Raw genomic sequence first — 24,037 nt, forward strand, 5'->3', positions numbered from 1 at the left:
GCGTTCTCCGTCAGGTCCCGGTCAGCGGACCGTTCGGGCTCCTGCCCGCCTCTCAGGTGACCGGCTCCTTCCAGCTGGCCTCCCAGGTGGCGCGGTCGACGGCACCGGTGACCGGCAGGCCCTTCTCCTTCTGGAAGGCGCGGCAGACCTCGCGGGAGCGCTCGCCGTACAGGCCGTCCGCGTCGAGGCTCCAGCCCCTGGCCCGCATCTGGCGCTGCCAGGTGCGGACGTCCTCCCCGCTCATGACCGGCGGGTACTTCAGGACGCGCCCGGGGAAGGCCGGGGACGGCTGCGGCTCCTGCGGGCCTCCGCCGTCGCCGGGCCGGGGAGCGCCCTTCTTCACCCAGGCGTACAGCGGCCCGCCGGGGCAGTCGGTCGAGTAGCCGTCGCGGTGTCCCTTGATCTCCTTGCCCGCGCCGCCCTTGTCCCTGAGGTACTCGATGGCGTCGAGGATGCCGTTGAGGATGCCGTCGGTCGGCTGGGTCAGTCCCGCGTTCCCGACCAGGCCGAGCACCGCGTAGTGGCCGCTGTTGAGCCCGGGGCCGTTGGCCGCGGGCAGGTTGTGCGGCCCCCTGCCCTCGAAGACCTTCCTGTGCGGGCAGACCAGCATCGAGTAGCCGACGTCGATCCAGCCGTTGCCGTCCATGTGGTGGTTCTGGATGGACTTCACCATGGCGACGCACTTGGCGTGGTCGTTGACGATGTCCGGGCTGACCTGGCCACCGGTGTAGTGGACCTTGACGCCTTTGGTCGAGTTGAGCCGCCCGTAGGAACCGCGCGGCTCCCGGGCGCCCCACTCGCGACGGGTAACAAGATCGATGGCCACGAGACTTCTCCACGGTTTGGGTACAGGGGGCTTACCGGAGCGTAGTAGCTGACGCATCACCCTATGGCGCGGTTCGCCAACTGATCTACCGGTGAAACATGTCGAAACGGAGCTCCAGGTAGGGGCGGGCATTGGAACGGCCGTCTTCTTACCGGGGACCGGACGGCTAAACCACCGTCCCGCTCCCCCACCGGACCGGCACGCGCGGAGCCGTCGCAGGAGCCGGGCCGCGTGCGCGTCCGGCCCCCGGCCCCCTCCGGCTCCCCGCCGCCCCGAACGCCACCCCGAACGCCGCCGGGACCGCCGTCACGGCCGCTCGCCCCTGTCGGGGCGGATCACCCGGCGCTCGGTGACGATGGCCGTGACGAGGTCGTGCGGGGTGACGTCGAAGGCCGGGTTCAGGGCGTGCGCCCCCTCTGGCGCGAGCCGTGCCCCGCGCACGGAGAGCACCTCCTCGGGATCGCGTTCCTCGATCTCGATCCCGGCTCCGGTCGGGGTCGCCAGGTCGACGGTGGTCTCCGGGGCGACGACGACGAACGGCACGCCCGCGCGGCGCGCGCCGAGGGCCAGGGCGTAGGAGCCGATCTTGTTTGCCGTGTCGCCGTCGGCGGCGATCCGGTCCGCGCCGATCAGCACGGCGTCCGCGTGCCCTCGCGCGAGCAGGAACGGCCCCGCGGAGTCGGCGACCAGGCGGTACGGCGCGCCCATCCGGCCCAGCTCCCACGCCGTCAGCCGGGAGCCCTGAAGTAGGGGCCGGGTCTCCAGCGCCAGCGCCTCGGTCAGCTGCCCCCGTTCGTGCAGGGTCCGCACGACCCCGAGGGCGGTGCCGCGCTCGACGGCGGCCAGGCCGCCGGTGTTGCAGACGGTCATGATCCGCACCCGGTCGCGTCCGGTGAGCTCACGCACCAGGTCCGCGCCCCGCTCCCCCATCGCGCGGCAGGCCTCGACGTCCTCGTCCCTGATCCGCAGCGCCCGGCCGAGGACCGCCTCGAACCCTCCGTCCAGATGTCCGAGAGCCTCGTCGACGCCCCAGGCGAGGTTGACGGCGGTCGGCCTGGCCGCGCGCAGCCTGGCCGCCGCGGAGAGCGGGTCGGTCTCGTCGCGCGCCGCGAGCGCCACCCCGAGCGCGCCGGCCACTCCCAGGGCGGGAGCGCCCCGTACGGCCAGCCTCCGGATGGCGTCGACGAGCCCGTCGACCGTGTCGATCCGGATGACGTGGAACCTGCCGGGAAGCGCTGTCTGGTCCACGAGCTCAACAGCCCCGTCAACCCAGTCGATCGTCCGCATGCCTCAACATATGCCCATACGAGGTAGTCATCGCTAGCCTTGCCCCCATGGCCGCCACTCCCCTGACCCCTGACGACCCACCCCGCCTGGGGGCGTTCCGGCTGGCCGGAAGGCTCGGCGAGGGCGGCCAGGGCGTCGTCTACCTCGGGCACGCGCCCGACGGGGAGCCGGTCGCGGTCAAGCTGCTGTTCGGCGGCGACCCCGAGACGCGGGCGCGGCTGTCCAGGGAGCTGGCCGCGCTGGAGAGCGTCGCCCCGTTCTGCACGGCGCGCGTGCTGGCCGCGTCGGTCGACGGGCCGCGCCCGTACGTGGTGAGCGAGTTCGTCGACGGGCCGTCCCTGCAGGAGCGGATCAGGGAGCGGGGGCCGCTGCGGGACGGCGAGCTCGAGCGTCTGGTGGTCGGCACGGCCACCGCCCTGGCGGCGATCCACGCGGCCGGGGTCGTGCACCGGGACTTCAAGCCCGCCAACGTGCTGCTCGGCCCCGACGGCCCCCGGGTCGTCGACTTCGGCATCGCGAGGGCGGACGGAGCCTCGACGATGACCTCGGGGATCATCGGCACCCCCGCCTACATGGCGCCCGAGCAGATCGGCGGCGCTCCCGCCTCGCCCGCCTCCGACGTGTTCGCCTGGGCGGCCACGATGGCCTGCGCGGCGAGCGGTTACTCGCCCTTCGGGGCCGACACCCTGCCCGCCGTACTGCACCGGATCCTGAACCACCACCCCGATCTCTCCGCCCTGCCCGCCAGGTTCACCGGACTGATCGGCTCCTGCCTGGACAAGGATCCCGCCCGCAGGCCCACGGCCCGTTCCCTCATGGTCAGCCTCGTCGACCCGGGCGCGGGCTCCTCGCCGTCGACCGAGGACCTGGCCAGGATCGGCAGCCGGATCGCCTCCGCTCCCGGCGGCGCGGGGACGGGCGACGCCGGGAGGGGCGGCGCCGGACCGGGCGGCGCGGGGATGGGCGACGCCGGGAGGGGCGGCGCCGGACCGGGCGGCGCGGGCACAGGCCGTACGGGATCGGACGCCCCGGGAACGGGCGGCGCTGGGACAGGCGGTGCGGGGACGGGCGGCGCGGGAACGGAGACCACCGGCACGGGCCGCGCGGGTCTCGACACCCGCGTGCCCGGACGGTCCTCCCGGGGCGTCCTCGTCGGCGCGGGGCTCGCCGGGGCGGCGATCCTGATCACCGGGGCCGTCGCGGCCTGGTCCCTGCTGGGCGGCGGGGGGCCTGCCGCCCGGAACACCCCCTCGGACACCGGCCGGCCCCTGGCCTCCGCCTCCCCCGACGTCACCGGGGCCTACCCCGACCAGCCCGTGGACACCTCCTCGGACGACGGCGGGAACCCCGACGACGTCACCGACACCGGGGAGCCGGTCCCGGAACCGTCGGGAACGGCGGCGTCCCAGCAGCAGGGGGGCGCTCTGCGGATCCCCTCCGCGTTCGCCGGGACCTGGTCGGGGCACATCAAGCCCACCGACCCCACCGGGCTGTTCTCCCTCAAGGAGCACGACGTGAAGGTCGACCTCGCCTCGGGCAGGGACTCGGGCTCGTGGACGGAGCCGACCTCCGACTGCTCCGGCACGCTCAGGCTCACCAAGGTCGGCGAGTCGGCCCTCGGGTTCAACCTGGAGGTGGAAGATCCCCTCAAGTGCGTCCCGGGCGCGCTGACCCTCACCCGCAGGGGAGACAGGCTGGCCTACCACTGGACCGACGGTCTCGGCGCGGGCACCTTCTTCGACGGCGAACTGTCCAGGGGCTGACGCGGGAGCGCGGCCGGACGGCGATCGGCGGGCCCGTTCCCCGCGCCCGCCGTGGATCCGCCTTGCTGAAAGCCGAAAACCCCTCGACCTGCGCGACAGCAAAGGGGATCATTACCGATATGTCCGTACTGAGGGAGGTCCACTTCACCCCGGAGTCACGCGCGACGGAACTGCCGATGAACCTCTGGCTCGACGACGGCGACTCGGCGATGGACGTGATCGACGCTCTCGCGCTCTCACCGTTCGCGACGGGCGCGCAGCCGTGGTCACGCACCACGGAGCTGGAACGGGTCCGAGCGGACGCTCCGCTGGCGCCGGCGGCGGGGACCCTGGTGCGGGCGGCGCGTGAGGACGACGGACGGGAGTCCCGGCTGATCCGCGGCGAGGGCTGGACCCTGCGCGTGGTCCGCTACCGCAACCGCTCGGCCCTGGTCAGCGTCACCGCGGTCGACGACGAGCTGGCCCGCTCGGTGATCGAGGAGACCGTCAAGGACGCGCTGGAGCCCGCCCCGGAGAGCGACCACGTCGAGATGGGCTTCTGGTGGCAGGGCCCGCACGGCGCGCGCCGCTCGGAGAAGCCCATCACCGCCTCCCCCTGGGCGAAGGTCGGCGGCAACTACGCACGCGCCCTGGACGGCCCGCTGTCCCGCCTGATGTCCGTCACCCCGCAGGACGTGCGCGGCCGCCTCATCCTCCTGCACGGCCCGCCCGGCACCGGCAAGACCACGCTGCTGCGCACGCTGGCCCGTGAATGGCGGTCCTGGTGCCAGGTGGACTGCGTGCTCGACCCCGAGCGCCTGTTCAACTCGCCGGGGTACCTGATGGAGGTCGCGGTCGGCTCCGACTCGGACGACAAGGGCGGCAAGTGGCGGCTCCTCGTGCTGGAGGACTGCGACGAGCTGATCAGGTCCGGCGCCAAGGAGATGACGGGACAGGGGTTGTCCCGTCTGCTCAACCTGACCGACGGCCTGCTCGGTCACGGCCGCGACGTGCTGGTGGCCATCACCACCAACGAGGACCTGGCGCGACTCCACCCCGCCGTGGTCCGTCCCGGTCGTTGCCTGGCCCAGATCGAGGTGGGGGCCCTTCCCCACGACGAGGCCGCCCTGTGGCTCGGCACCGACGAGGGCGTCTCCCCGTCCGGGGCCACTCTGGCCGAGCTGTTCGCCCTGCGCGAGGGCGTGAGCAACGCCTCGACCGCCCCCGAGACCATCGGCCTCTACCTCTGATCCACCGCCGGAACGCCGGTCGCGAACCACCGTCGCGCCCGCGCCCCTTCTGCCGCAGAATGGTGACAAGAGCACTATCGAAGGATGCCGACCATGCCGCGCACCGGACCACGCAGCCCCTCTCCGGCAGGGCTTGTCTGCGTGATGATCGGCTCCTCCCAGGCCGTCGCGACCGTGGCCAACTACGTGGAGGGAAGCATCCTTCGGATCCTCTTCGTGATCCTTGTCGGCGTGGTCAGCGGCGCCGTCGCCTACCTGACGATCAGCAACGCACCTCGTTCTCAAAAAAAATTCCTCCGATCTGCCATGTAGCAGATTGACACGTGGCAGCCGCCCCGGCAGGTCGCCATGACGTGCTCCCGCCGGGAAACGGCACAGGCCGCGCGGTCGCCCCGGCGGGGCGCGTCGATCCCCGACCACCGCGGGAGGCCCCGCCTTCGGGCGCGGGCCTCCCGCGGTGCGTCCGCGGAGAGGAGAGAGAGTGGTTTCCGAAGACGGTCCCGTCGTCTCCAGCGCACTGCTTCGCAGCAGGCTCCTCCAGCTTCGCCAGGAACGGCGTCTGACACAGGAGCAGGTCGCCCGGGCTCTTGAATGGTCGCTGTCGAAGGTCATCCGCATCGAACACGGAAAGAACAACGTCAGCAGGGCCGATCTCCAGGCGCTTCTCGTCCTTTACGGGATCGAGGACGAAAGGGAGCGCGAGGTCCTTCTCCAGCTGGCCCGGTCCGCCAGGACGCCGAGTTGGTGGAGTGAGTTCAGGACGTCGATCTCGGACGCCTATCTCTCCTATGTCGGTTACGAGCAGGCTGCGGCAGCCATCCTGCAGTTCCAGCCCCACAGCCTGCCGAGCCTGCTGCAGACGGAGGACTACGCGAGGGCGGTCGTGGCGGACTCCATGGAGAGGACGGGCGCCGACGCCGTGGTCAGGCTGCGAATGCGCCGCCAGCGGATGCTGCGCGAACGCCGGGAACCGCCGGTTCGGGAATTCGTTCTGGACGAGGCCGTGATCCACCGCCGCGTCGGCGCCGGCAGATCACCGGAGATCATGCCCAGGCAACTGGTCCACGTCAGCGAGATGATCGAGCGCGAAGAGGTCAGGGTCCACGTGGTTCCGTTCGAGGCGGGCGCGCATCCGGGGATGGGAAAAAGCGATTTCACCCTGCTGGAGTTCGCCGGCGGACTGGACGATGTGATCTACACCGACAACAACGAAACCACCGCGGCCGTCCCGGGGACCGACCACCGCGTGGTCGAATACAGAGAGCTCTTCGAGCTGCTGAAGGAATGTTCCCTCTCCCGTGAGGAGTCATACCAGCTCATCGCGCGCACCGCCCTGGAGATGAGTGACCGCCCGAGGAGCCGCAGCGGGTAAGCCGGTCGCGCGCCTGGCTCCCTTTCGCCACCGGTCGCCGCCTGCGGCGCGGACCTCGTCCGGACGCTCGTCAGGACGTCTCCCCGGCGACGATCCTGGCGGCGAGGACGTGCTTGCAGGGGTCGCGCGAGCCCCGGTGGTCGACAACCCCAGGCGGCCGTCGGAGAGCGTGGAGGGCCCGGCGTAGGAATACGCCTGCGACGTGCTCGTCATGCGGCGGACACTGGAGATCGCCACCGGCAAAGCCAGGAAGAGGGAACGAGCACGGGCACGGGAGATCGTTTTGGATCGTTCCCCTTACCCTGGGCGGGCCGCGCGCCCTATCGTCCGAGGGTGCGTACTCTCCGTCGTCCACGTTCCCGCCGCCGCGACCGGCAACCGAGGAGGCGCAGCCCGCTGAGGGCTCTGGTGCTGTCCGCCGTGACGGCATTCGCCCTGGTCACCGCAGTCGGCGTCATCGGCGACAGGATCAGCAGGGCGCACGACGCCGTCAAGGCGAGCACCCCGGCCCCTGTCACGGCCTCTCCCGACGCCTCGGCCCCCAGCACCCTCTCGCTCGCGGAGCCGCGCTCCCCCGTCCTCTCCCCGACCCCTTCCCTGAGCCCCTCCTCCGGTCCCGGCGAGATCCGCGCGCTCCTGTCCGCCCTGCGGCGGATCGATCCGGCGCTGGACGACCGGAGGGCGATCGGCCTGGCGCTGGAGTCGTGCCGGGATCTGGCGAGCGGGACGGGCCGCCCGCAGGTGGCGGAACGCACCCGCCTTCGCTTCGACCGCTTCGGCGGCGCAGCCGGGATCGGCGTCTGGCAGGCGGACCTGATCCTGACGGCGATCGAGAGGTTCTGCCCGTCCTGACGCCCCGATCCCGCCGGACGCCCGATGCGCCGTCGACTCTCCCCCGCGTGCGGGAAGGCGCCGATCCGGCCGGCTGCGAAGTGGGTGCCGCCGGGGGCGTCTCCCCCGTCCGGCGCCCAGACCGTCACGGAGAACCGGTGGAACCCGGCCGAGCCACTAGCCTGATCGGCTGTGGAGATCGCAGCCCGCCCGGCCCCGACCGGCGTCCTCACCCGCATCGGCCCCGCGGGCGTCGTGGGCGTGATCACGGCGCTGGCGGCGACGCTGTACTCGGTCGTGAGCCTGACGCGCCTTCACGCGTTCCGCCTCGGCACCTACGACCTCGTCATCTTCGACCAGGCCGTCCGTTCCTACTCCCGCCTCCAGCTCCCGGTCTCGATCGCCAAGGGCGTGCACAACGACCTGGGCTGGACCTTCGCGGTCCTGGGTGACCACTGGTCGCCGATCCTGGCCCTCCTCGCGCCGTTCTACTGGCTGCACGACGGCCCCGAGACCCTGCTCGTCCTCCAGGGCGTGCTGCTGGCCTCGGCGACGCCCCCTCTGTGGCTCCTGGCCAGGCGACGCCTGGGCGTGAAGCGCGCGCATCTCGTCGCGGTCGCCTACGCCCTGTCGTGGCCGGTCGCCGAGGCCGCCGCCTTCGACTTCCACGAGGCGGCCTTCGCCCCGGCGCTCACGGCGTGGATGATCGAACGTCATGACGCGGGCCGGCCGGGGCAGGCGGTGGCGGCGGGCGCGCTGCTGCTGTGCGTCAAGGAGGACGCGGGCCTGCTCCTCGCGGGATACGGCCTGTTCCTGCTGGCGACCCGGCGGTGGCGGGCGGGCGCCGCCCTGGTGGTGGGCGGCCTCGCGGCGGTGATGCTCACGACCAGGGTGCTCATCCCCGCCTTCGGCGGGCGTGCCGACTACTACTGGGCCTACGGCGCGCTCGGCCCCGACCTGTCCTCGGCGGCGGCGCGGGCGCTGACCCACCCGCTGGAGGCTGTGGCGCTGCTGGGCGCCCCGCCGCAGAAGCTGCTCACGGTGCTCATGCTCGGCGTGATGGTCCTGTTCCTGTGCCTGCTCTCACCGATGACGCTGATCGTGGTCCCGCCGCTGGCCGCCCGCATGCTGGCGAGTTCCTTCCCCAACTGGTGGGGCACCGACTACCACTACAACGCCTTCCTCGTCGCGGTCCTCTTCTGCGCCGCGGTCGACGGGATGAGCCGCGCGCGGCTCGCGCGTCTGAGGACTCCGCTGGCCTTCGCCCTCGCGGCGACCGCCGTCGCGCTGCTGCCCTTCTTCGCCTACGGCAGGCTCTCCGCCCCCGACCGGCGCGCCCTGGCCGCGGCCGAGGCCGCGGCGGCCGTGCCGGACGGCGTGCTGGTCGAGGCCGCCAACTACGTGGGACCGGCGCTCACCTCCCGGACCCGGGTGCTGCTGTGGGATCGTCTGCCCCGCTGGGCGCCGTGGGTGGTCGCGGAGACGGGCAGGAAGACGTTCCCCTTCACGGCCCTCGAGGAGCAGCTCGCCCGGGTCGAGACGCTCAGGCGCAACGGTTACGAGGTCGTCTTCGAGCGCGAGGGCTATCTCGTGCTGCGACGCGGCGGATGAGGGACGCGGGAGCCGGAGGGCGACGGCACGGGAGACGCGGCCCCGTCCCCGTTCCCCGGGGGCGGGGCCGCGCGCCGAGGGGCGCCGGTCAGACGCCGCGCCGCATCGCGCGGATGCCGAGCGCCAGGCCCGCCGCGGCGACCGCGCAGGCGCAGAGCACGCCGTACAGCACGGGCGGCTCCGCGAACCGGCCCGCGAACAGCGCCCGTTCGGCCTCGACCACGTAGAAGACGGGGTTCAGCGCCGCCGCGGTCCGCAGCCAGGACGGACCGGTGTCCAGCGGCAGCAGCAGGCCGGACAGCAGCATCAGCGGGAACATCACCAGCTGGGTGACCACGTAGAACATGGTGCCTCCCGGCCGGGAGGCGATGGCGAGGACGAAGGAGAAGCCGCCCAGGCCGACGCCGAGGACGGTCAGCAGCGCCAGCCCGGCCAGCACCCCCTGCGGGCTCGGCCGGAACCCCAGCGGGATCGCGAGGCCGATGATCAGCACGGCCTGGGCCAGCAGGATCACGAACTCCTTCGCCGTCCGGCCGACCAGCATCGCCGTACGGCTCAGCGGGGTGACGAGCATCCGCTCCAGCGAGCCCCCGAGGAGCTCGATCAGAAGCGAGTATCCGGCCGCCATCGGCCCGTAGAGGCACATCATGATCAGGATTCCGGGCACGAACCACTGCCACGGCGAGCCCCCGTCTCCGAGGACCCCCGTCCCCGAAAGCGTCGGGCCGAACAGGAACAGGAAGATGAGCGGCTGCACCATGGTGAACAGCAGGCCGACGGGCTCGCGCGGCACGGGGGCGAACTCGCGGGAGAACACCGTCACGGTGTCGCGGACCAGTGTGGGACTCACGTGTCATGCCTTTCTCTGCTCCCCGCCGGAAGGCTCCGCGGGACACGTCGGGAAACTCCTGGCCGGTCGGCGACCGCCGGGAGAAGGGCGACCGCCGGGAGGACGGCGGGCACCGGGAGGACGGCGGGCACCGGGAGGAGAGCGGGCGCCGGCCTCACGGGGGGCGCGAGGATCACGCGGCGGCGTCCCGGGAAGCGCCCTGCTCCCCGCCCTGCTCCCCGCCCTGCTCCCCGCCCTGTGCGTCGCCCTGTGCGTCGCTCTCACGCAGGCTGCGGCCGGTGAGCGCGAGGAACACGTCGTCCAGCGTCGGCCTGGAGGTCTCCGCGGTGAGGACCTTCACCCCTGCCTCGTCCAGCGACCGCAGGTACTCCGGCAGCACCGCGCCCGCGTGGGAAACCCGCAGCAGCACGGTCGTGCCGTCGGCGGTGACCTCGCCTGACCCGGCGACCCGCTCGGCGATCCCCGCCGCTCTCGCCGCGTCCGCCGCGTCGCGGGTGGTGATCGTGACGCGGTCGCCCGCCAGGTCGCTCTTCAGCCGCCCCGCCGCGCCGTCCGCGATGACCCGGCCGTGGTCGACGATCACGACCCGCGCGGCCATGTTGTCCGCCTCCTCCAGGTAGTGGGTGGTCAGGAAGACGGTCGTGCCGTGCTCCTCGCGCAGCCGCAGGATGTGCTCCCAGATGTTGGCGCGACTCTGCGGATCGAGGCCGGTCGACGGTTCGTCCAGGAACAGCAGCCTGGGCCGGTGGACGAGCCCCAGGGCGATGTCGAGACGCCTGCGCTGGCCGCCCGACAGGGTGCCGGGTTTGCGCTCCGCCAGGGAGCCCAGGTCCAGCATGGCGAGGACCTCGTCGGCCCGCTCACGCGCCTGCGGGCGGGTGAGGCCGTAGCAGCGTCCCTGGGTCACCAGTTCGTCGCGGACGCGGAAGTTTTCCCCCGCTCCGCTCTTCTGCCCGACGTAGCCGATGCGGGCGCGCACCCCGGCCGGATCGGACACGACGTCGCGGCCCGCCACGACGGCGGTCCCCGAGGTCGGGGGGAGCAGCGAGGTGAACATGCGCAGGCAGGTCGACTTCCCCGCCCCGTTCGGGCCGAGGAAGGCCACGAGCTGGCCCTCCTCGACGTCGAGGTCGAGGCCGCGTACGGCGTCGACGTGCGCTCCCTTGATTTTGAAGCGCCGGGTCAGTCCTCGGGCATGGATCATCGTCCCCTCCTTGGGGGCAGGCGTGGGTGGTGGGCGGGCGTCCGGCGAGCAGGATCGGCGACGCCCGGGCATGACGAAGAAACCCCAGATCGGGGGCTTTTTTCGGAGACGCCTCATCCTTGACCACGGAAACCGACTTTGGCAAACGCGAATACGACGTTCGCGTTTGCCCTGACCTGGGAAAACGTGCTTCTTTCCGGGAAAGGGAAACGGCCCGGACCCTGCGGGTCCGAGCCGTTTCCCATCGCTGACGTGGCCTTTTTCGAACCGGTGAGAAAACACCGGTGTTTTTCTGTGGAGGCGTCCCGCGCGGACGAGCGCCTCAGGAGAAGCGACGCCCCTCGTCGCGGCGGTAGGCCCAGACGGAGAGCGCGCCGAAGACCGCGACCCACACGACCAGCGCCACCAGGGAGACCGCGTTCGGGGAGAAGTCGGTGCTGGCCGCCCAGACCAGCTCGACCGCGCCCCTGGTCGGCAGGTAGGGGGCGATGACCTGGATGAACTCGGGGGCGTTCTCGGGAGGTCCGGTGAGCAGCCCGCCGCCGACGGCCATCGGGAAGAACACCACCTGGGCGACGACGATGGCGGCCTTCGACGGCAGCGCGTAGCCGATGAACAGGCCCATCAGGGTGAACGGGATCGAGCCCAGGAGCACGGCGGCCAGGCCGAGCAGCAGCTGCGCCGGGGTCACCGTCGCCTCCGTGAGGAAGGCGGCGATGAGCAGGACGGGGACGACGGCGATCCCCATGATCGCCATGACGGTGAGGATCCGCCCGGTGAACCGGGGCAGCGGCCCGGCGGGCAGCGTGCGCAGGTAGGGGTCCCACGGCTGGGCCCGGTCCTCGGCGACCCCGATGCCGTAGGTGAACAGGCAGGCGGACATGACCGCGAAGACCAGCATCGCTCCGGTGGCGTACGTCGCCGCGACCGCGTCCTTCCCGGCGAAGGGCACCACGAAGAACAGCATCGAGAGCGCGGGGAAGACCGAGCTCCCGATCACCGACATGGGCACGCGGACGGTCTCGAGGAACTGGTACCGGGCATGGGTGAGAACGAGGGACATCACAAACTCCTGTCAGCCGACGGGCCCGCGGGTCAGGCGGTCTGGGGTTCGCGGGTGGTGATGGTGAGGAAGGCCTCTTCGAGGGAGGTCGGCCGGATCTCCAGGCCGGAGAAGGGGACGCCGGCCAGCACCAGCTCGCGGACCAGGGCGTCGGCGTCGGCGGTGAGCAGGTGCGTGCGGGAGCCCTCGTGCTCGACGCCCAGGACTCCTGGCAGGTCGGGCAGGCCGGGGCCGGTCAGGGTGACGCGGCGGACGCCGACCAGGCCGCGCACCGCGTCCATGGTGTCGTCGGTGAGCACCCGGCCTTCGCCGATCACCACGACCCGTTCGGCCAGCGCCTCGATCTCCTCCAGGTAGTGGCTGGTGAGGACCACGGTGCCGCCTCCGGCGTGGAAGTCCCTGATCGCGTCCCAGAGGGCGTGGCGGGCCTCGACGTCGAGGCCGGTGGTCGGCTCGTCGAGGAAGACGAGGCGGGGGTTTCCGACGAAGGCCAGCGCCACCGCCAGGCGGCGCTTCTGCCCGCCGGACAGGCCGCCGATCTGACGCCTGACGAGGTCGCCGAGGCCGAACCGCTCCAGCAGCGCCTCCCGGCTCACCGCCTCGGGAAAGTGGGCCGCCACGAAGTCGACGCACTCGCCGACCCGCAGCGCGGGCGGCAGGCCGGTCTCCTGGGGGGTGACCCCGATGCCTCGGCGTCGCACCGGATCCTGGGGCGAGCCGCCGAGCAGCTCGACGGTTCCCGACGTCGGCCGCCGGAGCCCGGCGAACAGGTTGACCAGTGTGGACTTGCCCGCGCCGTTCGGCCCGAGCAGCCCGACCAGCTCTCCGGCGCGGATGTCGAGGGAGACCCGGTCGAGTGCCGTGACGGCGCCGTACCTCCGGGTGGCCTCGACGGTGCGGGCCAGGATCTCTGCCATGGGGGTCCTTCCTATCCCAGGTCGAGCAGTTCGCGGATGGCGGCGGTGTAGTCCTCGAAGGCACGGCGTCCCTGACGGGTCAGGGCGACGTAGGTCGTGGGGGTGCGTCCCCTGTGGGTCTTGACGATCTCCACATATCCGGCCTCCTCAAGCTTTCCGAGGTGCACGGACAGGTTTCCCGCGGTCATCCCGAGCAGTTCCCGCAGCCCGGGGAAGGTGATCTGGTTCGTCTCGCCCAGGGTGTTGAGCGTGGCGATCACCTTCAGCCGGGCCTGCGCGTGGATGACCGGGTCGAGCTCGCGCGGCGCCGTCATGCCCCGCCCCGCCGGCGGATCCGCTGCACCACGCCGACGACGATGAACGCGCCGCCCGCGCCCACGGACATGAGCAGGGCGTGGACGCCGGGACCCGCGATCGCGCCGACCACGTTGAGCACCGCGAGCCCCGCGCCGAGGAAGAACATCGTCCGCACCCGCCAGACCGCGCCGCCCGCGATGTAGAGGGCGGCCACGATCGTCATGGACATCACCGCCCAGAGCAGGCCGGTCTCCTCCACGGGCAGCAGGGGGCTGAGCCTGACGCCGAGTGCGAACATGCCGGCGAAGCCGAACAGCCAGGCGAAGCCGTACATCATGCCTCGTTCGGCCGCCTCGCCCCGCACCTGGCTGCTCATCGACCGCTGCGCGAAGGAGCTGACCGCCATGGCCAGGACCATCAGGGAGAACAGCACGGACAGGGCGACGCCCCTGGGGACGAGCCCGTAGGCGTAGTGCAGGAACAGCGCGCCGAACCCCACTCCCCAGGCGATCCCCCACGGCGTGTAGGTCAGCAGCGGGTCTCCGCCGAGCCGTCTGCTCGTCGCGCTCTGCTGCTCCTCGATGAGCCGGAGCATCTCCTCCGGGCTCAGGGGCCGGTCGTCGTCGTCAAGCCGGTTCATCGCCGTCCTTCAAACTAGTTTGAACCGCAAACCTGTGGTTTGAACTGTAAACCACATTGCACGGCAAACTCAACAGGACGATCTCCGAGCACGGCGACGGCCACCGCGCGTCTCCGGGAGGCCGTTCCTCCTGGGAGCGTCACGCGATGGCCGTCATGTGGGACAGGCGCCCCCTACCTCTGGGCGTGGAGCGCGGTGTCGAGGGGAATCGGACGGAACATCTCCGGCTCCTCCTCGGAGGTCAGCGCCGTGGGGCCGTAGATCCAGTCGACGAACGAGTAGTCGTAGACGTCGCGGCCGCGCAGGAGGGCGTTGCGCTGCAGCCTCCGGAGTCCCTCGAGGTGCCACAGCTCGCCCCACGCCCGGGCGGTGGTGACGACCCGGCGACAGTGCTCAGGCCGTACCGCCTCGTAGGCGGCGAACGCCGCGTCCCAGTCGACGCCCGAACCGCCGCCGGTCCGCCGCGCGCGCTGGGCGGCGACGTGCTCTCCGAGCACCCAGCCGTCCTCGATCGCCATGACCGCGCCCTGCGCCATGTACTGCAGGGGCGGGTGCGCCGCGTCGCCGAGCAGCGCGATCCGACCGGCCACCCAGGTCATGATCGGGTCGCGGTCGTACATCCGCCACCACCGGTCGCGCCACATCAGCGGCAGCCCGTTGCGGACCTGGTCGCAGGTCCCCGCGAACGCCTCGTCCAGTTCGTCCGGCGTTCCCCAGTCGTCCTCGCCGGCCAGCGCCTTCGGCGACTCGAACACGGCGACCTGGTTGAACATCTCGCCGCCCCGCAGCGGGTACTGGACGAAGTGGCAGCGAGGGCCGACGTACACGACGACGTCCCTGTCGTGGATGCCGTTGCCGACGACCTTCTCGAACGGCACGGCGCCGCGGTACGCCACGTACGCCGAGCTCACCGGCTCGTCCCGGACCAGCAGCTCGCGGGCGACCGAGCGCAGTCCGTCCGCGGCGATCACCGCCTCCGCCTCGTCGACGCCGCCGTCGGCGAAGCGGACCCTGGCGCCGCCGTCGACGTTCTCGTACGACACGCAGCAGGCGTCGGTCAGCAGCTCGACGCCCGCCCGCTCACAGGCGCGGAGCAGGATCCGGTGCAGGTCGCTGCGGTGGATCACCAGGTAGGGGTAGCCGTAACGGCGCTCGAGGTCGCGGAGGTCGAGCCGGGTCAGGTCGCGGGCGTCCACGGCGTCCTTCATGACCATGCCCTCGGGCAGCACGCCGAGGTCGGTCGCCTCCTCCAGCAGCCCGTAGCGGTCCAGGATCCGGGTGCAGTTCGGCGCGAGCTGGAGGCCCGCGCCGACCTCGCCGAACACGGACGCCTGCTCGTGCACCCTGACCCGCAGCCCCTGGCGGGTCAGCGCGAGCGCGGCGGACAGGCCGCCGATGCCGCCCCCGACGACGATCACCTCGGCGCGGGTGGAGGGAGAGATGCCCATGGGGTCGGTCCTTCTCGTCATAGCCACGGAGGCAGGGCCGGGGGGAGGCCGCCGCCGGCGGCGGTCACTCCGGCCGCGGGGCGTCCGGCCAGGTAGGCGGTCACGTCGGCCGGGGTTCCCTCGACGTCGGGCACCGCGTCACGACCCCGCCTGGCGCGGATGTCCTCCTGCAGCGCCCGCAGGAAACCGTCGGGGAGGTCGGCGAAGGTGAGGCCGGTGGCGAGGTCCACGGCGTGCACCATCACCTCCCGGCTGCGCATCCACGGGATCTCGCTCGCCGGCACGGTGCGGCCCTGCGCGGTCACCACCTCGGCCCGCCACGCCTCGTCGGGAAGCTCCGCCATCGCGGCGGCCAGTGTCGCGGCCGACTCGGTGAACCACCGTGCCAGCTCGTCCGCGCCCAGCCGGGAGCCCCGCTCGATCCCCGCGGCGCGCTCCCGCGGGGAGGCGTACATCGGGGTCTCCTCGCCGGTGCGCGCCCAACGGACCAGGTTGCCGACCGCGTCGGCGTTCGCCGCCAGGTGCGCCACGACGTGCTTGCGCGTCCAGCCCGGCAGGGCCGACGCGGCGCCGTACTCGTTCTCGGAGAGGCCGGCGATCGCCGACGCGCACAGCCGGGTCCCCGTTTCGGCCCACGCGAGCGTGGTGGCGAGGTCGCGTGCCATCACGCGCCTTCGGGGACGACGCGGTTCTCGAGCCTGCCGAGCCCCTCGATCTCGGTCACGACCAGTTCGCCGCCCTTCAGGAATACCTGCGGTTCGCGGGCGTGGCCGACGCCGCCGGGGGTGCCGGTCGCGATCACGTCGCCCGGGTTGAGCCGCACCATCGTCGAGACGTAGCGGACCAGGTGGACCGGGTCGAAGAGCAGGTCGCCGGTGTTGTCGGCCTGCATCACCCGGCCGTCGACCTCGCAGCGGATGTCGAGCGCGGGCCGCGGGCCGGTCTCGTCCGCGGTGACGAGGAACGGGCCGATCGGGGTGGTCGAGTCCCAGTTCTTGCCCTGCAGCCACTCCCTGGTCCGGAACTGCCAGTCACGGCAGGTGATGTCGTTGAGCACGGTGAACCCCGCGATCGCGGCCACCGCCTGTTCCTCGTCCGCCCGGCGCACCCGCCGGCCGACGACGACGGCGAGTTCGGCCTCCCAGTCGAACTGCGCGGTCTCCGCCGGGCGGAGGATGTCGTCGGCGGCGCCGATGAGGGTGTCGGTGAACTTGGAGAAGAGGGTCGGGTGCTCCGGGAGGTCGCGGCCCATCTCCTTGATGTGGTTCTGGTAGTTCAGCCCGACGCAGACGACCTTGCTCGGCCGCGGCACGACCGGGGCGAGGTCGGCTCCGGCGAGCGCGTGCCGCGGGCCGTCGGCCGCCGCGGCGGCCGCGAGGCCGTCGGGCGCGGCCAGCACCGCGCCGACGTCGGGCAGGCCCACCTCGACGAGGTGGTCGCCGTCGACGCGGACGGCGGCGGTGCGGTGGTCGCCCAGGCGGATGGTGGCGAGCTTCATCGGCTGCCCTTCTCGGTGTGACTGCGGAACAGGTTGAGCTTGGTGAGGATCGGGGCGTCGCCGAACTGGAACAGGTCGAGCGCCCCCGAGTCGGAGTCGGACGCCGACGCCTCCGAGCGGATCGACAGCGGCTGCCAGGAGGGGACGACGAAGAGGTCGCCGCGGGTCACCGTCCAGGAGCGGTCGCCGACGGTGACCCGCCCCGACCCGTCGAAGACCTGGTAGACCGACGAGCCGGTCTCCCGGTACGGCGCGGTCTCCGTGCCCGCCGTGATCCGGTGGAACTGCGCCCGGATCGTCGGGAGCACGTCGTCCGCGGTGGTCGGGTTGGTGTAGCGGACCAGGGCGTGACCCGGTTCGACCGTGCCCGCGTGGCCCTCCCGTTCCAGCGCGAGCTGGCCGGTCAGCGCGGCGTCGGTGTCGGCCCAGCGGTAGCGCAGCAGGGGGGTGCCCTCGCGACGGCCGAGCTGTGAGACCGGCGCCAGGCCGGGGTGTCCCCAGAGCCGCTCCGAGCGGGAGCGGTCGGGGGCGGCGTGCTCCCCCTCGCTGAGGGTGTCCCTGCCGAAGTCGAAGAACTGCCCCTCGACGCCGTACTGGAACGGGATGTCGAGCCCGTCGATCCAGGCCATCGGCGTGCTCGCCGAGTTGTGGTGGGCGTGCCAGTGCATGCCGGGCTGAGGGAGGAAGTCGCCCCTGCGCATCGGCACCGGGTCGCCCTCGACCACGGTCCACACGCCCTCACCCTCGACGACGAAGCGGAACGCGTTCTGGGTGTGCCGGTGCTCGGGCGCGTCCTCGCCCGGCATCAGGTACTGGATCGCGGCCCACAGGGTCGGGGTCGCGTAGGGCCTGCCGCCCAGGCTCGGGTTGGCCAGCGCGATCGCGCGGCGCTCGCCGCCGCGGCCGACCGGGACCAGGTCACCGGCACGGCCTGCGAGTTCGAGCAGCCCGCTCCACTCCCAGCGGTGCGGCTGCGCGTTGGAGCGCGGGTGCTGCGGCATCAGGTCGCCGATCTCGGTCCACAGCGGGACGAGCAGCGCCTTCTCGAAGCCGCGGTAGAGATCCTCGAGTTCGGGGCTGACGGGAGGCTGGCCGGGCCGGTCCTCAGCGGTGAGGCTGACCGGCGACGTGATGGCGTTCGCGTCGGACATGGTCCCGACTATCCGCCGACCCGGCGGATCGGGAACAGAGGATTCTGCACAGCGGAACAGGCTGTGTCAGCATGGAACTCATGGCGAAGCCGATGAAGATCCCGCCCGCCTACGCGTCGAACAGCGTCGACCACGCCCTCAGGCTCGCGCAGATCCTCCAGATCGACGGGGCGATCACGGTCTCGGCGGCGGCCGAGCGGCTGGGTGTCGCCCGATCCACGGCCCACCGGCTGCTGACCGCGCTGGTCTACCGCGACTTCGCGGTGCAGGACGAGGACCGGACCTACCGGGTGGGCCCCATCCTCGCCCTCGCGGAGCGTGCCCAGTCCGACGTCGGCGCACTCCGCGCGGCGGCCCTCGGGCCGATGCGGGCCCTGGTCGACCGGATCGGCGAGACCGTGAACCTCAGCATCCGCACCGGCAGGAACGTCCGGTTCATCGCCTCGGTCGAGTGCGCGCAGGCCCTGCGGGTGGGCAGCCGCGAGGGCATGGTCTTCCCCGCCCACCAGGCCACCGGCGGCCTGATCGCACTGGCGGCGCTCTCGGACGAGGAGCTCGCGACCCTGTACGCCGCCGACGACCGGCGCGATCCCGGCGAGGAGCCGCCGGACCTGGCGAAGCTCCGCCGCGAGCTCCGGTCGGTACGGCTCAGCGGCGTCGTGCTCAACCTCGAGCGCACCGAGCGGGGCGTGACCGCGATGGGGTGCGCGGTGAAGGACCGCGCCGGCGCGACCGTCGCGGCGCTGTCGGTCTCGATGCCCAGCGTCCGCTACTCGCCGAAGCAGCTCACACCGCTCATCGCCGAGGTCACGGCCGCGGCCGACGCGATCACGCGCGCCCTCTGAGGCGGCGGCTCAGCGGGCGGCGGCTCAGCGGGCGGCGACCAGCGCCTCGCCGATCGCCGCCATGGCGTCGGCGAGCCGCTCCATGAACTCCGAGATCGGCTTGCCGTCCCTCGACTGGAGCGAGACGAACGCGCCGTCGAACCCGGCCATGCCGAAGTGCGCGAGGGCGTCCGCGACCGTGTTCGCGACGTCCTCGCCCTCGCTCGCGAACGACGAGCGGATCATGTGCCGCATGTAGTCGCGGCCCTCGTCCCGGACCTCGATCACGGTCCGCAGCGCCTCGGGCGCCTCGGCCGCCTCGCGGCTCATGACCAGCACCAGCAGCAGGCGCAGGAACTCCTCCCGGTTCTCCAGGACGTCGCCTGTCCTGTGCAGGTACCACCCGAGACGCTCGCGCGGGGTGCCGCCCTCCGGCGGGTTCCGGTGAGCCTCGCGCATGGCGTCGAAGAAGCCGTGCGCCCCCTTGGCCATGACGGCCGAGAGCAGCCCCGCCTTGGACTCGAAGTGGTGGTAGAAGGCGCTCTTCGGCAGGCCCGTCTCCCTGACGAGCGTCGACATCGACGTGCCGGCGTAGCCGCGCACGGACATCACCCGGGCGGTCGCGTCGAGGATCTCCTGCCGTGACCTGCGGCCGCGGCGGTTCCCGGTGCGCGCCTCGGGCGCGAGCTTCTCCACCCGCTGAAGTCTAGGGAACCGGCGGTGACGGCTCGTCTCCGCGGCTGGAAACCGCGTCCACGGACCGCGACGGACCCTTGACACACCGCGGTGGCTCGTTGTTACCCTCCACACGTTTGAACCGAACGTTCGGTCCAAAACTGCCGCACCGAGCACGTGCGGCCGGGACAACGGAGTCAGCGCATGACCGAGAGCTACGACGCGGACGTCGCGATCGTCGGGTACGGCCCAACCGGTGTGATCGCCGCGCTCACCCTCGCCAGGTACGGCGTCTCCGCCGTCGCCCTCGAACGGGACAGGGACATCTATCCCCGGGCCCGGGCCGTGACCGTCAACGACTGGACGATGCGGATCTTCCAGGACCTTGGCGTCGACGAGCGGATCGAGAAGAGGATCGACCCTCAGCGAGCCCTGCGCTGGGTGACCTACGACGGCACGGAGATCATGCGGGTCGAGCACCCGCCCTCGACACTGGGCCGCAAACCGCGCTTCTACAACATCTACCAGCCGACGATGGAGACCGAGCTGCGCGCGGCCGCGCAGGAGTACGGCGACCGCGTCACCGTCCACTACGGTGCCGAGGTCACCGGGATCGACCAGCACGCCGACGGCGTCACCGTCACCTCGACGGACACCGCGACCGGCGAGACCCGCGTCACCCGCGCCCGGTACGCGATCGGCGCCGACGGCGGCAGCAGCGCGACCCGGGGCGAGGTGGGCTGCCGGCTGCTGGGCGACACCAACGACGTCACGTGGGTGGTCATCGACTGCCGCGTCAAGCGCTGGTGGCCCGACCGCGACTTCCTGACCTTCTGGTCCGACAGGGAGCGCCCGGTCGTCGACATCGCGCTCTCCGCGGGCAACCACCGGTGGGAGATCCCGCTCAAGCCCGACGAGTCCCCGGAGGACTACCCGACCAGCGCCGAGGTGTGGCCGCTGCTCAGGGCGCTCGGCGTCACCGAGGAGGACGTCGAGATCCACCAGCACGCCTTCTACAGACACCACACCCGGATGGCCGACACCTGGCGTCGGGGCCGGGTGTTCCTGGCCGGCGACGCGGCCCACCTGATGCCGCCGTGGGCGGGCGCCGGAATGCAGACCGGGATGCGCGACGCCCACAACCTGGGCTGGAAACTCGCCCGCGTGATCAAGGGCGAGCTGCCCGAGAGCTGGCTGGAGACCTACGAGGCGGAGCGGCGCCCGAACGCCGCCTTCTACACCGGCCTCGCGGTCGAGCTCGGGCGGGTCATCAAGCAGGAGCTGTCCGAGGAGGAGCAGGCCACGATGAACGCGGCGCCCCCGAGCACGGTCACCCCGTTCGAGCCGCCGCTCATCGCCCCGCCGGTGCTGGAGGGCGGATGGATCAGGGGTCCGCTGGGCGACGCCAGCATCGTCGGCCGGATGGTCCCGCAACCGATCACCGGCGACGCCGTCGGCCGGATGGCGCGCCTGGACGACCTCCTCGGCGACGGCTTCGTGCTGCTCGGCGACGACGTCGACCCGGCGACCCTGCTGACGGCGGAGGAGAAGGCGGGCTGGGACGCGCTCGGCGCACGCTACGTCGCGGTGCGGCCGAAGACGGCGTACACGCAGGGCCCGGACGAACTGGTCGACCTCGACGAGGTCCTCCTGCCGTGGCTGCGCAGGTACGGCGTCCGCGCCGTGGCGCTGCGCCCCGACAGGTTCGTCGCCGCGGCCGACGTCAGCGGCCTCGCCGTACCCGCCTGAGACCGGTCCGGCCGGACCCACCCATCTGAGAAGGAGAAGGAGAGAGATGCCTCAAGTCAAGGAGCTCGGTTACGTCGTCTACGAGGTCAGCGGCCTCGCCGACTGGGAGCACTTCGGTGTCGAACTGCTGGGCATGCAGCTCGGAGACAAGACCGAGGACGGGTTCACGCTGCGCACCGACGAGAAGGCCCACCGCTGGATCGTCACCGGGGGCCCCGCCGACGACCTGGTGGCCACGGGCTACGAGGTCTCCGACGCGGCCGAGCTCGACGCGCTGGTCGAGAAGGTGCGCGCGGCCGGGGTCGAGGTGACCGAGGGCGACGGCGCTCTCGCCGCCGCCCGCAAGGTGGAGCGGATCTTCGTCACCGCGGACCCGATGGGCAACCGGATCGAGCTGGTCACCGGCCTGGCCGACGCCGACACGCCGTTCGAGTCCGCGAAACTGCTCGGCGGGTTCGTGACCGGCGCAGGCGGCGCGGGCCACCAGGTCCTCCTGGCGCACGGCGTCTCACGGGAGACCTACCTGGGCTTCTACATCGACCTGCTCGGCTTCAAGGTCAGCGACACCATCGTCGAGGAGGTGTCCCCGGGCGTGGTCGCCGACCTGATCTTCCTGCACTGCAACGGCCGCCACCACACCGTGGCCTTCGGCGACCTGCCTCCGCAGAAGAGGGTCCATCACTTCATGGTCGAGGTGACCGACATCCGCGACGTCGGCACGGCCTACGACCGCTGCATGGACGCCAAGCAGCCGTTCGAGATGACGCTCGGCATGCACCCGAACGACCACATGTTCAGCTTCTACGTCTTCACGCCCTCGGGTTTCAGCGTCGAGTACGGCTGGGGCGGACTGATCATCGATGACGAGACGTGGGAGGTGAGGACGCTCGACAAGCTGCACAGCTGGGGCCACCGCCCCTCGGAGGTCGTCGCCGAGCTGCTCGCCGCCGCGCCCGCGCCGAACAAGGAGACCCACTGATGACCCTCGACCCCAAGGACATCGCCCGCACCGTCCAGACCGACGACTGGAAACTCCGCTACTACGAGGCGGGCTCCGGCCACCCGGTCGTCCTGCTGCACGGCAGCGGGCCCGGCGCGACCGGGTGGAGCAACTTCGCCGGCAACATCGAGGCGCTGGCCGAGCACTTCCACGTGTACGCCGTCGACATGCCCGGCTGGGGTGAGTCGGACCCCGCGACCGTCGACCGGCTCGACCACGTGGAGGCGGCGATCCAGTTCCTGGACGCCCTAGGCATCGACAGGGCCGCGTTCGTCGGCAACTCGATGGGCGGTCAGACCTCGCTGCGGCTGGCCACCGAGCACCCCGACCGGATCTCGCACCTGATCACCATGGGGCCGCCGGTCGGCCGGACGCCCACGCTCTTCGGTCCCGGCGGCGGCCCGTCGGAGGGCCTCAAGGTGCTGATCGAGGCGTACCGCGACGCGAGCCCGGAGAACATGCGCCGGCTCGTCGAGATCATGGTCTACGACAAGGCCCGGTTCGCCACCCCCGAACTGTGCCAGGCGCGTTCTGACGCCGCGCTCGCCCGTCCGGACCATCTGCGCAACTACGTGGACGGCCTGCCGAAGGGCGCGCCGCTGCCGAAGTGGGTCAAGCCGGAGCTGCTGCCGACGATCCAGGTGCCGACCCTGCTCATCCACGGCCGCGACGACCGCGTCGTGTCGTTCGAGACCTCGCTGTACCTGCTGGCGAACATCCCGGACAGCCGTCTGGTGCTGCTCAACCGCTGCGGGCACTGGGCGATGATCGAGCACGCCGACGAGTTCAACCGGCTGGTCGTCGACTTCGTCGCGAACAACTGATCCGGCGGATCAGGTCCGGTAGGTCGCCGAGCACGGCGAGGAGGGCGATTCCCGCCTCGCCGTGCTCCGAAAGATCTCTCACTCCAGGGCGACTCGCACCCGCTCGGCAAAGTCGACGTACTGACAGTTCTAGGCCTCACACGGCGGCCGGAAGCACCGATGTACGCCGACCTGCTTGGGCTTCCGGAAAGGCGGACGACTGCTCGGGACGGCCCCCGAAGGGGCGCCGTCCCGAAGTCCGTCAGCCGTTGAGAGTGGTTGAATACAGCCGCCGTGATCTGTGCGATCGTGTCCGATCAGGCTGGGTCACCCGACCTCGCCTTCCGGAATCACGTAAAGAGTGTGGGCCGCATCCAACCATCTCTTGTTGATTTCCACTCCGGTGACCCGCCCGATGAGCGTCAACGCCGAGGTGATGCTCTCGGCCACTTCAACGGGGCCTTCATCCCCGATCTGATCATCACCGAGATGGAAACGCAGCCCGGTCATGTACGAATCCAGCGCGTCTGGAACCACACCGAGGCGCACATTTGGATTTGTGATCTTGAATTGGGTGACGATCACCCCGTCGATCGCGTAGGTGAGAGAGCCCGGACCTCCTGGGCTCCACCCCATACCGATGACTTTAACGCCGTCGCCGGAGATTGATTTCAGCGCGGCGTCGCTCGCGCACAGACGGTCTCCTATCACGGCGATCCATGCGCCAGCCTTTCCCACGAAGATCGCCCGATCGCCGTAGGCATGCATGGTGATGCCAGCGCAGTCGGCGAATGTTGCCGCGGTGGCCGATCCCAGATCGGCACCCAGGCGGCGCGCCACCTCCTGCTTGTCGAGCCCCTGACACCAGACCGCGTAGAAGGCAGGGAGCGGGTCTTCCGCCTCATCATAGGAGCACAGTAGGTCATATATGTGATCGCGACCGGTCATTAAATTCATTCCTTAAAGAAAAACCGCCCGGCAGTGCGCCGGGCGGCAGAT

24 protein-coding genes are annotated in these 24,037 nt (G+C 71.6%); 10 read left to right on the top strand and 14 right to left on the bottom strand.

The features are described 5' to 3' along the window. Positions 1-52: 52 nt before the first annotated feature. Together PKF00_RS11115 and mtnA are read right to left on the bottom strand one after the other, a co-directional pair. Entirely contained in the window at positions 53-826 is a 774-nt protein-coding gene (locus PKF00_RS11115) for a peptidoglycan recognition protein family protein (RefSeq protein ID WP_271217347.1), read from the bottom strand. Between the two features lie 306 nt (positions 827-1,132). Beyond that, the gene (gene mtnA, locus PKF00_RS11120; RefSeq protein ID WP_271217348.1) at positions 1,133-2,113 is read right to left on the bottom strand and encodes an S-methyl-5-thioribose-1-phosphate isomerase; all 981 of its coding nucleotides are present in this window, start codon (positions 2,111-2,113) and stop codon (positions 1,133-1,135) included. A 47-nt stretch (positions 2,114-2,160) separates the two neighbouring features. On the opposite strand from mtnA, the gene PKF00_RS11125 reads away from it, so the two are divergent. The 6 genes from PKF00_RS11125 (at position 2,161) to PKF00_RS11150 (ending at position 8,919) form a co-directional block, all read left to right on the top strand. Continuing rightward, a complete protein-coding gene (locus tag PKF00_RS11125; RefSeq protein WP_271217349.1) occupies positions 2,161-3,876 on the top strand; it encodes a serine/threonine-protein kinase in 1,716 nt (571 codons plus the stop codon). 119 nt (positions 3,877-3,995) lie between these two features. Then, positions 3,996-5,105, top strand: coding sequence for a DUF5925 domain-containing protein (locus PKF00_RS11130; RefSeq protein WP_271217350.1), 1,110 nt, complete (start codon positions 3,996-3,998; stop codon positions 5,103-5,105). 93 nt (positions 5,106-5,198) lie between these two features. Beyond that, positions 5,199-5,417, top strand: coding sequence for a hypothetical protein (locus tag PKF00_RS11135; protein ID WP_271217351.1), 219 nt, complete (start codon positions 5,199-5,201; stop codon positions 5,415-5,417). 169 nt (positions 5,418-5,586) lie between these two features. Further along, positions 5,587-6,477, top strand: a complete 891-nt coding sequence (locus PKF00_RS11140; RefSeq protein ID WP_271217352.1) for a helix-turn-helix domain-containing protein — start codon at positions 5,587-5,589, stop codon at positions 6,475-6,477. Positions 6,478-6,810: 333 nt separating this feature from the next. Continuing rightward, positions 6,811-7,329, top strand: coding sequence for a DUF732 domain-containing protein (locus PKF00_RS11145; protein ID WP_271217353.1), 519 nt, complete (start codon positions 6,811-6,813; stop codon positions 7,327-7,329). A gap of 171 nt (positions 7,330-7,500) precedes the next feature. After that, positions 7,501-8,919: a DUF2079 domain-containing protein gene (locus tag PKF00_RS11150; protein WP_271217354.1), complete on the top strand. Its 1,419-nt coding sequence runs from the start codon at positions 7,501-7,503 to the stop codon at positions 8,917-8,919. A gap of 88 nt (positions 8,920-9,007) precedes the next feature. Here the strand turns inward: PKF00_RS11150 and PKF00_RS11155 are convergent, their stop codons facing one another. The 10 genes from PKF00_RS11155 to PKF00_RS11200 form a co-directional block, all read right to left on the bottom strand. After that, entirely contained in the window at positions 9,008-9,769 is a 762-nt protein-coding gene (locus PKF00_RS11155) for an ABC transporter permease (protein WP_271217355.1), read from the bottom strand. 172 nt (positions 9,770-9,941) lie between these two features. Continuing rightward, complete coding sequence (locus tag PKF00_RS11160) at positions 9,942-10,973, bottom strand: ATP-binding cassette domain-containing protein (protein WP_271217356.1); 1,032 nt, start codon at positions 10,971-10,973, stop codon at positions 9,942-9,944. Between the two features lie 322 nt (positions 10,974-11,295). Further along, complete coding sequence (locus PKF00_RS11165; RefSeq protein WP_271217357.1) at positions 11,296-12,036, bottom strand: ABC transporter permease; 741 nt, start codon at positions 12,034-12,036, stop codon at positions 11,296-11,298. A 32-nt stretch (positions 12,037-12,068) separates the two neighbouring features. Next, positions 12,069-12,953 (bottom strand): ABC transporter ATP-binding protein, encoded by an 885-nt coding sequence (locus tag PKF00_RS11170; RefSeq protein WP_271217358.1) that lies wholly within the window; start codon positions 12,951-12,953, stop codon positions 12,069-12,071. Between the two features lie 11 nt (positions 12,954-12,964). Continuing rightward, positions 12,965-13,267, bottom strand: coding sequence for a winged helix-turn-helix domain-containing protein (locus PKF00_RS11175; RefSeq protein ID WP_271217359.1), 303 nt, complete (start codon positions 13,265-13,267; stop codon positions 12,965-12,967). Then, positions 13,264-13,890 carry a hypothetical protein gene (locus tag PKF00_RS11180; protein ID WP_271217360.1) on the bottom strand — a complete coding sequence of 209 codons (627 nt, stop codon included), beginning with the start codon at positions 13,888-13,890 and terminating at the stop codon, positions 13,264-13,266. The genes PKF00_RS11175 and PKF00_RS11180 overlap by 4 nt, the downstream gene beginning before the upstream one ends. Before the next feature lie 173 nt (positions 13,891-14,063). Then, on the bottom strand, positions 14,064-15,338 hold the full coding sequence (locus tag PKF00_RS11185) for an FAD-dependent monooxygenase (RefSeq protein WP_271217361.1): 1,275 nt from the start codon (positions 15,336-15,338) through the stop codon (positions 14,064-14,066). Positions 15,339-15,355: 17 nt separating this feature from the next. Next, positions 15,356-16,003, bottom strand: a complete 648-nt coding sequence (locus PKF00_RS11190; RefSeq protein WP_271217362.1) for a maleylpyruvate isomerase family mycothiol-dependent enzyme — start codon at positions 16,001-16,003, stop codon at positions 15,356-15,358. Next, a complete protein-coding gene (locus PKF00_RS11195; RefSeq protein WP_271217363.1) occupies positions 16,003-16,836 on the bottom strand; it encodes a fumarylacetoacetate hydrolase family protein in 834 nt (277 codons plus the stop codon). Before PKF00_RS11195 ends, PKF00_RS11190 begins: the two co-directional genes overlap by 1 nt. Next, the gene (locus PKF00_RS11200) at positions 16,833-17,987 is read right to left on the bottom strand and encodes a cupin domain-containing protein (protein ID WP_271217364.1); all 1,155 of its coding nucleotides are present in this window, start codon (positions 17,985-17,987) and stop codon (positions 16,833-16,835) included. The genes PKF00_RS11195 and PKF00_RS11200 overlap by 4 nt, the downstream gene beginning before the upstream one ends. An 80-nt stretch (positions 17,988-18,067) precedes the next feature. Here PKF00_RS11200 and PKF00_RS11205 point away from each other — a divergent pair, with 80 nt between their 5' ends. Beyond that, positions 18,068-18,832 carry an IclR family transcriptional regulator gene (locus PKF00_RS11205; RefSeq protein WP_271217365.1) on the top strand — a complete coding sequence of 255 codons (765 nt, stop codon included), beginning with the start codon at positions 18,068-18,070 and terminating at the stop codon, positions 18,830-18,832. Between the two features lie 24 nt (positions 18,833-18,856). On the opposite strand, the gene PKF00_RS11210 is transcribed toward PKF00_RS11205, so the two are convergent. Continuing rightward, positions 18,857-19,507, bottom strand: a complete 651-nt coding sequence (locus PKF00_RS11210) for a TetR/AcrR family transcriptional regulator (protein ID WP_271217366.1) — start codon at positions 19,505-19,507, stop codon at positions 18,857-18,859. A gap of 183 nt (positions 19,508-19,690) precedes the next feature. Between PKF00_RS11210 and PKF00_RS11215 the strand changes: the two genes are divergently transcribed. Genes PKF00_RS11215 through PKF00_RS11225 form a run of 3 tightly spaced genes read left to right on the top strand, consistent with a single transcriptional unit; the run spans position 19,691 to position 23,059 of the window. After that, positions 19,691-21,235 (top strand): bifunctional 3-(3-hydroxy-phenyl)propionate/3-hydroxycinnamic acid hydroxylase, encoded by a 1,545-nt coding sequence (locus PKF00_RS11215; RefSeq protein ID WP_271217367.1) that lies wholly within the window; start codon positions 19,691-19,693, stop codon positions 21,233-21,235. A 46-nt stretch (positions 21,236-21,281) separates the two neighbouring features. Then, positions 21,282-22,214 (top strand): VOC family protein, encoded by a 933-nt coding sequence (locus PKF00_RS11220; protein WP_271217368.1) that lies wholly within the window; start codon positions 21,282-21,284, stop codon positions 22,212-22,214. Further along, positions 22,214-23,059 (top strand): alpha/beta fold hydrolase, encoded by an 846-nt coding sequence (locus PKF00_RS11225; RefSeq protein ID WP_271217369.1) that lies wholly within the window; start codon positions 22,214-22,216, stop codon positions 23,057-23,059. The genes PKF00_RS11220 and PKF00_RS11225 overlap by 1 nt, the downstream gene beginning before the upstream one ends. 306 nt (positions 23,060-23,365) lie before the next feature. Here the strand turns inward: PKF00_RS11225 and PKF00_RS11230 are convergent, their stop codons facing one another. Further along, positions 23,366-23,986 carry a DUF6461 domain-containing protein gene (locus PKF00_RS11230; RefSeq protein ID WP_271217370.1) on the bottom strand — a complete coding sequence of 207 codons (621 nt, stop codon included), beginning with the start codon at positions 23,984-23,986 and terminating at the stop codon, positions 23,366-23,368. Positions 23,987-24,037 lie beyond the last annotated feature (51 nt).

The organism is Streptosporangium carneum (assembly GCF_027922005.1).
Lineage (GTDB): Bacteria > Actinomycetota > Actinomycetes > Streptosporangiales > Streptosporangiaceae > Streptosporangium > Streptosporangium carneum.

Bases quoted from the DNA above. Each gene is read 5' to 3' on its own strand.
- PKF00_RS11190 (WP_271217362.1), bottom strand. From the start codon at position 16,003: ATGGCACGCGACCTCGCCACCACGCTCGCGTGGGCCGAAACGGGGACC.
- PKF00_RS11220 (WP_271217368.1), top strand. From the start codon at position 21,282: ATGCCTCAAGTCAAGGAGCTCGGTTACGTCGTCTACGAGGTCAGCGGC.
- PKF00_RS11125 (WP_271217349.1), top strand. From the start codon at position 2,161: ATGGCCGCCACTCCCCTGACCCCTGACGACCCACCCCGCCTGGGGGCG.
- PKF00_RS11225 (WP_271217369.1), top strand. From the start codon at position 22,214: ATGACCCTCGACCCCAAGGACATCGCCCGCACCGTCCAGACCGACGAC.
- PKF00_RS11130 (WP_271217350.1), top strand. From the start codon at position 3,996: ATGTCCGTACTGAGGGAGGTCCACTTCACCCCGGAGTCACGCGCGACG.
- PKF00_RS11135 (WP_271217351.1), top strand. From the start codon at position 5,199: ATGCCGCGCACCGGACCACGCAGCCCCTCTCCGGCAGGGCTTGTCTGC.
- PKF00_RS11160 (WP_271217356.1), bottom strand. From the start codon at position 10,973: ATGATCCATGCCCGAGGACTGACCCGGCGCTTCAAAATCAAGGGAGCG.
- PKF00_RS11180 (WP_271217360.1), bottom strand. From the start codon at position 13,890: ATGAACCGGCTTGACGACGACGACCGGCCCCTGAGCCCGGAGGAGATG.
- PKF00_RS11165 (WP_271217357.1), bottom strand. From the start codon at position 12,036: ATGTCCCTCGTTCTCACCCATGCCCGGTACCAGTTCCTCGAGACCGTC.
- PKF00_RS11200 (WP_271217364.1), bottom strand. From the start codon at position 17,987: ATGTCCGACGCGAACGCCATCACGTCGCCGGTCAGCCTCACCGCTGAG.
- PKF00_RS11170 (WP_271217358.1), bottom strand. From the start codon at position 12,953: ATGGCAGAGATCCTGGCCCGCACCGTCGAGGCCACCCGGAGGTACGGC.
- PKF00_RS11185 (WP_271217361.1), bottom strand. From the start codon at position 15,338: ATGGGCATCTCTCCCTCCACCCGCGCCGAGGTGATCGTCGTCGGGGGC.
- mtnA (WP_271217348.1), bottom strand. From the start codon at position 2,113: ATGCGGACGATCGACTGGGTTGACGGGGCTGTTGAGCTCGTGGACCAG.
- PKF00_RS11230 (WP_271217370.1), bottom strand. From the start codon at position 23,986: ATGACCGGTCGCGATCACATATATGACCTACTGTGCTCCTATGATGAG.
- PKF00_RS11205 (WP_271217365.1), top strand. From the start codon at position 18,068: ATGGCGAAGCCGATGAAGATCCCGCCCGCCTACGCGTCGAACAGCGTC.
- PKF00_RS11215 (WP_271217367.1), top strand. From the start codon at position 19,691: ATGACCGAGAGCTACGACGCGGACGTCGCGATCGTCGGGTACGGCCCA.
- PKF00_RS11175 (WP_271217359.1), bottom strand. From the start codon at position 13,267: ATGACGGCGCCGCGCGAGCTCGACCCGGTCATCCACGCGCAGGCCCGG.
- PKF00_RS11195 (WP_271217363.1), bottom strand. From the start codon at position 16,836: ATGAAGCTCGCCACCATCCGCCTGGGCGACCACCGCACCGCCGCCGTC.